The 9,346-nt window shown below is 73.9% G+C and carries 5 protein-coding genes; 1 reads left to right on the top strand and 4 read right to left on the bottom strand.

Annotation, left to right across the window (positions count from 1 at the left end; all coding sequences use genetic code 11):
* Positions 1-72: 72 nt before the first annotated feature.
* Positions 73-837: a crotonase/enoyl-CoA hydratase family protein gene (locus ACFV6X_RS24880; protein WP_385386891.1), complete on the bottom strand. Its 765-nt coding sequence runs from the start codon at positions 835-837 to the stop codon at positions 73-75.
* Between the two features lie 66 nt (positions 838-903).
* Entirely contained in the window at positions 904-1,848 is a 945-nt protein-coding gene (locus ACFV6X_RS24875; protein WP_385386889.1) for a YbhN family protein, read from the bottom strand.
* 178 nt (positions 1,849-2,026) lie between these two features.
* Here ACFV6X_RS24875 and ACFV6X_RS24870 point away from each other — a divergent pair, with 178 nt between their 5' ends.
* Positions 2,027-3,919, top strand: coding sequence for an ABC transporter ATP-binding protein (locus tag ACFV6X_RS24870; RefSeq protein ID WP_385387048.1), 1,893 nt, complete (start codon positions 2,027-2,029; stop codon positions 3,917-3,919).
* A 61-nt stretch (positions 3,920-3,980) separates the two neighbouring features.
* On the opposite strand, the gene ACFV6X_RS24865 is transcribed toward ACFV6X_RS24870, so the two are convergent.
* A complete protein-coding gene (locus ACFV6X_RS24865) occupies positions 3,981-4,736 on the bottom strand; it encodes a thioesterase II family protein (RefSeq protein WP_385386887.1) in 756 nt (251 codons plus the stop codon).
* A gap of 77 nt (positions 4,737-4,813) precedes the next feature.
* Positions 4,814-9,337 carry a thioester reductase domain-containing protein gene (locus ACFV6X_RS24860; RefSeq protein WP_385387046.1) on the bottom strand — a complete coding sequence of 1,508 codons (4,524 nt, stop codon included), beginning with the start codon at positions 9,335-9,337 and terminating at the stop codon, positions 4,814-4,816.
* Positions 9,338-9,346: the final 9 nt, after the last annotated feature.

Raw genomic sequence — 9,346 nt, 5'->3', positions numbered from 1 at the left:
GTCGGTGAATGAGCGGTGCCGTACTGGCCGTGGAGCGTGCGGTGTCGTCCAGGCTCCGCGCCGACCTCGGCCTCAGCCGTCCGTGAACGAGCCGTGCCGCCCGGCCCCCGCGGCGAAGCGGGCGGCGCCTTCCAGGCCCGCCGCCAGGACGCCCGTGCCGTGCCGCAGTTCCCCGCGCATCGCCGCCGGTTCGTCCAGGCCGTCCTGCTCCCACACGGAGGCGCGGTCGGCGCGCAGGCAGGCCTGCGGGAAGCGGGCGATGCCGGCGGCCAGTTCCTCGGCCTCGGCGCGGGCCCGGCCGGTGGGGACGACGCGGTTGGCGAGCCCCATGTCGTAGGCCTCACGGGCCGGCACCGGACGCCCCGTGAGGATCATGTCCAGGGCGCGGCCGGTGCCGATCAGCCGGGGCAGCCGTACCGTGCCGCCGTCGATCAGCGGGACACCCCAGCGGCGGCAGAACACCCCGAAGACGGCGTCCTCCTCGGCGACCCGCAGATCGCACCAGAGCGCCAGTTCCAGGCCGCCCGCGACCGCGTGCCCCGCCACGGCCGCCACGACCGGCTTGGTCAGCCGCATCCGGGTCGGCCCCATCGGCCCGTCACCGCTCTCGGCGACCCGGTTGCCGCGCTCGGTGCCGATCGCCTTGAGGTCGGCCCCCGCGCAGAACGTGCCGCCCTCACCCCACAGCACCGCCACGCGTGCCTCGTCGTCCGCCTCGAACTCTCGGAAAGCGGCGGCGAGTTCGGCCGCAGTCGGGCCGTCCACCGCGTTGCGGGCCTCGGGACGGGAGAGGATGACCGTGGTGACGTGCCGCTGACGCTCGACGCGGACCGGCATGGTGGAGCCCCCTTCGTTTCGTCTTCGTGTCGTCGAAGGGCAGCACGCTACTGGGCCGGGCCGGTCTCAGATCACCTTCAGCCGGACCAGCGCGCCCAGCGTCAGCGCCCCCGGCAGCAACGGCAGCCACACGGTGATCACGCGGTACGCCAGGACCACGGCCGTGGCCACCGCGGCCGGGCTGCCCGCCGCGACCAGCGTCACGATCAGTGCCGCCTCGACCGAGCCGAGCCCGCCCGGCGTGGGCACCACCGCGACGGCGACCGTCGCGGCCAGATACGCGAGAACGATGTGCCAGAGCGGTATCTCCAACCCCAGCGCCAGCCCCACGGCGACCAGCCCCGCCGCCTGCAACGCGGGGAAGGCCAGCGAACCGCCCCACAGGGCCAGCGCCCGCGACGGACGGGTGTGCACCGAGCGGGCCTCACCCAGCGCCGTGCCCACGAAGGAGAACACGGCCGTGCGCATCCGCCGTACGAGAAGCAGCACCGCCGCCGCCACCAGTGCGACCGCGCCCAGCACGAGCAGCAGCGGGCCGGCCACGTTCTCCGGCAGCAGCGTGCCGAGCCGCAGCGCGCCGGGGAAGGCGATCAGCAGGACGGCCAGCATGCCGACCCGGGCGATGCTCTCGGCGAGCAGGTAGAGCGCCACCGCGGCTGAGGAGCGGGCCAGCGGCAGCCCGCACACCGTCATGAACCGCAGGTTGACCGCGCTGGAGCCGAGCCCGGTCGGCAGCATGTGATTCGCGGCCATCGCCGCGACCTGGGTGGCCAGCAGCCGGAAGCCCGGCAGCCGCTCGACGACCGCGCCCTGCCGGGTCACCGCCATGGCGACCCAGGTCAGGCAGGTGGCGCCGCCGGCGGCCAGCAGCCACGGCCACTTGGCCGTCGCCAGATGATGGAAGCCCTCGGCGAGCACGTCGCGGTGGCGCACCGCGAGGTAGGCCACGAAGGCGAGCGGGATCAGGCCCAGGATGAGCCGGAAGGGGATGCGTCCGGAGCGCCGTCCCACGGGTTGTCGTTCTGCCGCTGTCACACTTCGAGAGGTTTTCCGCACCGCCTCAACTGCGGGTTGCGGAAGCGGGGACGGGGGATTACGTGCGGGAAGCCGGCCGACAACGATCTCCGAGGCGGCCCGCGCGGGCACTTGACCTCAAGTTTGGTCGAGGTTCTAGGTTCGTCGCATGAGCATGGAGACGACGGCGTGGACGCAGCTGTACAGCGTCATGAACGCCACAGAGGAACGCCGCACCTTCGCCCGCGCCACGCTGCGCCGGATCGCCGCGTTCGCCCGCCCGCACCGCCCACGGATCGTGCTGTTCGTACTGCTCGGGGTCGCGACCGCGCTGCTCGCCGTCGCGACCCCGATCCTCGCCGGGCAGGTCGTCGACGCGATCGTGACCGACGGCGACGAGCGCACCGTCGTGCGGCTCGCACTGCTGATCGCGCTCATCGCGGTGGTGGAGGCGGCCCTCGGCATCCTGGCGCGCAGGCTCTCGGCGGCGCTGGGGGAGGGCCTCATCCTCGATCTGCGCAGGGCGGTCTTCGACCATGTGCAGCGCATGCCGGTCGCGTTCTTCACCCGGACCCGCACCGGGGCGCTCGTCAGCCGGCTCAACAACGACGTGATCGGCGCCCAGCGGGCGTTCAGCAACACGCTGTCCGGCGTGGTCAGCAACCTCGTCACACTGGTGCTCACCCTCGCCGTCATGCTCACCCTGTCCTGGCAGGTCACCCTGCTCGCGCTCGTGCTGCTGCCGGTCTTCGTGGTCCCGGCGCGGCGGATGGGCAGCCGGATGGCCGGGATGCAGCGGGAGGCGGCGACGCTGAACGCGGCGATGGGCACCCGGATGACCGAGCGCTTCTCCGCGCCCGGAGCCACACTCGTCAAGCTCTTCGGCCGGCCGGAGGAGGAGTCGGCGGAGTTCGCGGTCCGGGCCCGCCGGGTCGCCGACATCGGCATCCGTACGGCGACCGCGCAGTCCGCGTTCATCACCGCGCTGACCCTGGTGTCGGCGCTCGCCCTGGCCCTGGTCTACGGCCTCGGCGGCTGGTTCGCGCTGCGCGGCAGCATGGAGCCCGGCGCCGTGGTGGCCCTCGCCCTGCTGCTGACCCGCCTGTACGCGCCCCTCACGGCGCTCGCCGGGGCGCGCGTCGAGGTGATGAGCGCCCTCGTCAGCTTCGAGCGGGTCTTCGAGGTGCTGGACCTCAGGCCGCTCATCGAGGACAAGCCGGACGCCGTCGAGGTGCCCGAGGGGCCGGTGTCGGTCGAGTTCGAGGACGTCCGTTTCGGCTACCCCTCCGCCGACAAGGTCTCCCTCGCCTCCCTGGAGGAGGTGGCCGTCCTCGACAGCCGGGGCGGCGCCGAGGTCCTGCACGGCGTCTCCTTCCGCGCCGATCCCGGCCGCACCGTCGCCCTCGTCGGCTCCTCCGGTGCCGGCAAGTCGACGATCGCGCAACTGCTGCCGCGCCTCTACGACGTCGACGGGGGCGCCGTCCGTGTCGGCGGCGTCGACGTCCGCGACCTGACCGCCGGCTCGCTGCGCGCCACCGTCGGCATGGTCACCCAGGACGGTCACCTGTTCCACGACACGGTCCGGGCCAACCTTCTGCTGGCCCGCCCCACCGCGAGCGACGGCGAAGTGTGGGACGCCCTGCGCCGGGCCCGCCTGGACACCCTCGTCCAGGCCCTCCCCGACGGCCTCGACACCGTGGTCGGCGAACGCGGCTACCGCCTCTCCGGCGGCGAACGCCAGCGCATGACCATCGCCCGCCTCCTCCTCGCCCGCCAGCGGGTGGTCATCCTCGACGAGGCCACGGCCCACCTCGACAACACCTCGGAGGCGGCCGTGCAGGAGGCCCTCACCGAGGCCCTTCAGGGCCGCACCGCCCTCGTCATCGCCCACCGCCTGTCCACCGTGCGCAACGCCGACCTGATCCTCGTCCTGGAAGACGGCCGTGTCGTCGAACGGGGCACGCACGAGGGGCTGCTGGCGGCAGGCGGACGCTACGCGGAGCTGTACCGGACGCAGTTCGAGGAGCGGGCGGGAGAGGCGGCGGAGGCGGCCGAGGTGACGGCATAGGGGTGAAGGTGCGCAGGCGTCCGTTCACGATCGCGTCGCGCGGCAGTGCTCCGCCCGGGCGTCACACCGCCGCCGGCTGTCCCAGCACCGACCGCACGGCCTCGGCCACCGACGGCAGTCGGGTGTCGAGATAGAAGTGGCCGCCGTCGAAGGTGACCACCTCGCCCGGCATCGTCGAGTGAGCCAGCCACCCGCGGGCGTCGTCCACGGTCACGATCGGGTCGGACGAACCGATCATGACGGTCAGCGGGATGTCGAGCGGCGGGCCGGGCAGCCAGCGGTAGGAGCCGAGAGCGCCGTAGTCCGCCCGCAGGGTGGGCAGCACCATCTCCAGCAGCTCGGGGTCCTCCAGCACGCGACCGGTCGTGCCGCCCAGGCGGCGTATCTCGCGGATCAGTGCCGCGTCGCCGGAGAGACGGTCGGTGGCCCGGGGCGTGCGGCTCGGCGCACCACGCCCGGAGAGGATCAGGGACCGGGCCATGGGAAGGTCGAACTCGGCGAGGACCCTGGCCGTCTCGTAGGCGACGACCGCGCCCATACTGTGCCCGAAGAACGCGTACGGGCGCTGCGGGACGCGGGCCAGTTCCTCGGCCACGGCACGTGCCAGATGGGTCAGGGAGGTCAGTGCCGGCTCCGTACGGCGGTCCTGTCGGCCCGGGTACTGGACGGCCAGCACGTCGATGCCGGGTGCCAGGGCCCGGGACAGGCCCCGGTAGGCGCTGGCCGCCCCGCCGGCGTGCGGGAAGCAGATCAGTGTGAGGTCGCCGTCTGCCAAGTTCTCGAACCGCCTGAGCCAGCGGCTCTGCGATGCGGACATCTGGGTTCCAATCCACGGCCGCGGCCGCCTCGCGGTGAGGCGGACGCGGCCGTTCGTCGTCACGTGGGGCGGGAAGGTCAGGGGGTGGTCCGCGCGGCCTCGTTCACCGGCGGAAGGAAACCGGCCTCCGTGAAGAAGGCGACGTACCGCCCGAACAGCTCGGGCTCCATCGCGGGGCACTCGATCCCCGTGTCCGCCAGGGCCAGTTCGGCCACGCTCGTGTCCACCGGTGGATAGAAGGTGCCCTCGCTCCTCGCCATCATCTCGAACGCTTCCAGCAGCGGAAGCATCACGTTGTCGGGGTCCGACCTCACGAGTGTGCTCCACGCGTCCCACTCGAGTTCCTTCAGCGGGTAACCCGCCGTCCTCAGCTCGGTAATGAAGCCGGCGAAGGTCATGTGGCTCTGGTTGTAGAGATGGAAGGTGCCGGAGGCGGTCCGAGCCGACCTGGACAGGGCGACCACCGCGGAGCTGACGTAGTCCACCGGTGTGAGGGGGACCGCGGCGGCCAGACCGGCCGGGTACGCGCCCGCCTGGATCAGCCCGCGCAGGCTCAGCCAGACGAAGTCACGTGTCTGGCAGGCGCCGTTGACCTGATCGCCGGAGACGACGTCCACGCGGTACACCGACACCGGCAGCCCCCGCTCGCGGGCGATGCCGATGACCTGCTCCGCCACCCACTTGCTGCGCAGGTAGCCGCTCGGCAGCGCCTCGGCGGGACCGGTGGGGTCGTCCACCCGCAGCGGACCGCTGCCGGCCTGCTCACCGGCGAAGACCCCGGTCGTGGACAGGTAGTGGACCGGCACGGTGCGATGGCGCGCCGCGAGCCGCAGAACCTCCTGCGTACCGCCCACGTTGGCCGCCTTCAACGAACTGAACGGGTGCAGCCAGTGGACCTTCGCACCGCCGTGGTAGACCACGTCGACCCGGCGGGCGAGGTCGTCGAACCGCTCCTCGCCCAGCCCGAACCGCGGCTCGGCGAGGTCTCCGACGACGATCTCCACACGGGCCGGGTCCACCTCGTCCCACAGGCGGTAGTACTCCAGGTTCCCCCGCAGCCGCCGCAACCCGTCCGCCGCGTCCCGCGCGCGGACCAGGCAGTGCACCCTGGCGTGCGTCTCCCGCAGCAGATCACGCAGCAGGAACGCGCCGAGGAACCCGGTCGCGCCGGTCAGGAAGACCTCGGCCGGGTCGCCGACCTGCCGTACCACCTCGCCGGCGGGCCGGATCGCGTCGTCCAGCTCGATCGCGACCGCGTACTCGCGCGCCGGGTCGCCCGCCCCGGCCCCGCCCGTGCCGCCGTCCGGTCCGCTCACCAGGGCCGTCCGCAGATACTCCGCCAGCGCCCGGGGGGTCGGATGGTCGAAAACCAGCGTGGCGGGCAGCCGCAGGCCCAGCTCGGCGGCGAGGCGGTTGCGCAGCTCCACCGACGTCAGCGAGTCGAAACCCAGCCCGGTGAAGGGCTGTTCGCTCCCGAACGACGACGGGTCGCCGTGCCCGAGGACCGCCGCCATCCCCTCCAGCACCACCTCCAGGACGATGGCGAGCTGCGCCGACTCGTCCGCGTCGGTCAGCCGCCGCGCCAGATCACCGGCGCTGCGGCCGGAGTTCCCGGCGACGCGCCGCACCGGCCTGCGCACCAGCGACGCGAGCAGGGGCGGGACCTGCGCGGGACGCTCACGCATCGCGGCGACGTCGAGCGGGGTGACCACCGGGGCGGGATGCGGCAGCGCCAGGACGCGGTCCAGCAGCCGCGGGCCCTGCTCCACGGTGACCGCCCCGAACCCGGCGCGGGTGATGCGGGCGATGTCGGCCTCGTCGAGGTCGCCGGTGATGCCGGAGGGCTGGGCCCACAGACCCCAGGCCACGGACGTGGCGGGCAGCCCCTCGGCCGCGCGCAGGGCGGCCAGCCCGTCCAGGAAGGCGTTGGCCGCCGCGTAGTTGGCCTGCCCGGCGCCGCCGATCACGCCCGCGATGGAGGAGAACAGTACGAACGCGGACAGGTTCAGCAGTTTGGTCCGCTCGTGCAGGAACCAGGCGGTGTCCGCCTTGGGCGCGAGGACGGCGTCCAGCCGCTCCGGGGTCAGATCGGTGACCAAGCCGTCGTCGATGACGCCCGCCAGGTGGACGACGCCCGTGAGTGGCAGCTCGGCGGGCACCGCGTCCAGGACGCGGGCCAGCGCGGCGGGGTCCGCGGTGTCGGCGGCGACAACGGTGCAGGCGGCTCCCAGCCCGGCCAGCTCGGCCCGCAGCGCGTCGGCGCCCGGCGCGTCGGGGCCCCGGCGGCTGACCAGCAGAAGATGCCGTACCCCGTGCTCGCGCGCCAGATGACGGGCGAACAGTGCGCCGAGGCTTCCGGTGCCACCGGTGACGAGCACCGTGCCCTCGGCGTTCCAAAAGCCGGAGCGGGCGCCGCCGTCCCCGGGACGCGGAGCGCGCGACACCCCGGGCAGCAGGACCCGGCCCGCGCGGATCGCGGCCTGCGCCGCACCGGCGGCGACCACGGCGGACAGAACGTCCGTGAGAGCGCCGTCGGTGTCGTCGGCGTCGTCGGTGCCGACGTCCACCAGGACCACCCGGCCCGGCGCCTCCGACTGCGCCGAACGCAGCAGACCCCAGACCGCCGCGCCCACCGGATCCACCGCGGGCTCACCACCGGTGGCCACCGCGTTCCTCGTCACCACGACCAGCGGTACGGTCCCGGTACGGTCGTCGGCCAGCCACCGCTGAACCAGGTCGAGCATGGCACGGGTGCGCGCGTGCAGGGCGGCCACCGCATCGGCCTCCCCGGCGCCGAGGCCGGGCTCGCGGACCACGACCGCGTCGATCTCCCCACGCTCCGCGAGCGCGGCGGCCTCGGCGACGCCGGTGCCGTCCGCGCCCCCACCGAGGAAGGCGAACGCGGGCACCGCGTCCGGAGCCGGCAGTGAGGCCGCCCGCCAGTCCACGAGGAACAGGGCGTCGGCGTCCCGCACCAGGGCGTCACCCACCAGGCCGGCATCCACCGGACGGGACCTGACCCCTCGCGCCACGGCCACCGCCTGACCCGCGCGGTCGGCGAGCCGCACGGCCACGGTGCCTTCGCCCGCCGGAACCAGATGGGCGCGCAGGGCGGTCGCGCCCGTCGCGAACAGCTGGAAGCCGCTCCACTCGACGGCGAGCGTCTCCTCGTGCCGGTAGCCGTCCCCGACCTCGTTCCCGTCCGCGTCCGCGCCAGGACCGGTCCGGGCGGCCGCGCCCAACGCCGAGGCCAACAGCGCCGGATGCAGTCCGAAGTCCGCGACCTCGCCGTGCAGCGCCTCGTCCAGGACGACGTCGGCGAACACCTCGTCACCGAGCCGCCAGACACCCGTGATGCCACGGTCCTCGGCGCCCTCGCCCAGGGGGACCGCGGTGGCCTCGGCGGGCGGCCATGCGACCGGGCCGAACGGCGCCCTGGCGACACCGACGGCGAGCCGCCCCGTCGCCCACACCGTCCACGGCAGGTCGCCGCCCTCGGGCCGGGCGTGCAGCGTGAAGGACCGCGCCGAGGTGGCCCCCGGCTCCTCGACGGACAGCTGCAGGACGAGCCGCCCGTCCGCGGGAAGGGCCGGCGGGGTGTGCAGGACGAGCGACTCCACGGCACTCGCGCCCAGTTCGTCGCCCGCGCGGACCAGGGCGTCCACCAGCACCTCCGGCGGCACCACGAACGCACCGTGGAGGGTCTGCCGGGCCAGCCACGGATGGCTGCGCGCCGAGACACGGCCGGTGAACAGCACGCCCGCGCCGTCCGCGCGTTCCACCTGGGCGCCGAAGACGGGGTGACCGCCGAGCTGCACGCCGAGACCGGCGGCGTCGGAGGCACCGGCACCGGGCGTGATCCAGTAGCGCTGGCGCTGGAAGGCGTAGGTGGGCAGCGGAGGGAGGGCGGCCCGGCCGGTGCCGGTGCCGGCGAAGAACCGCGTCCAGTCCCCGGACACGCCGTGGGCGTGCAGGGTGGCGACGGCCTGGACGACGGTCTCCGCCTCGTCGTGGTCCCGCCGCAGCGGGGCGGCCGTGACGGCGTCGTCCAGCGTGTTGCGGGTCAGCGTGGTGAGGACGGCGTCGGGACCGATCTCGACGTAGGCCGTGACTCCGGACCGGTGGAGCGTGGTGACGGCGTCGGTGAAACGGACGGCGCCGCGGATCTGCTGGGTCCAGTAGTGGGGTGAGGTGAGTTGTTCGGTGGTGGCGGCCTCGCCGGTGACGGTGGAGACGAGGGGGATGCGGGGCGGGTGATAGGTGATGGTCGCGGCGATCTCGTGGAAGGCGTCGAGGACGCCGTCCATGTGGGGGGAGTGGAAGGCGTGCGAGACGGTCAGGCGGGTGGCCCGGCGCCCCTGCTCGCGCCACAGCGCGATCTGGCGGTCGACGATGTCGGCGTCGCCGGAGATGACGGTCGACGTCGGCGAGTTCAGGGCGGCGACGGCGATCGCACCGTTCTCGGCGGTGAGGGCCTTGGCCACCTCCTCCTCGCCGGCCTGCAGAGCGGCCATCGCGCCGCCGGGGGGTGCGGTTTGCATGAGTCGTCCGCGGGCGGCGACGAGTGTGGCGGCGTCTTGGAGGGTGAAGACGCCGGCGATGTGGGCGGC

The organism is Streptomyces sp. NPDC059861, from assembly GCF_042731435.1.
Taxonomy (GTDB): Bacteria; Actinomycetota; Actinomycetes; order Streptomycetales; family Streptomycetaceae; genus Streptomyces.
This window is presented reverse-complemented; position numbering and strand designations above follow the sequence as displayed.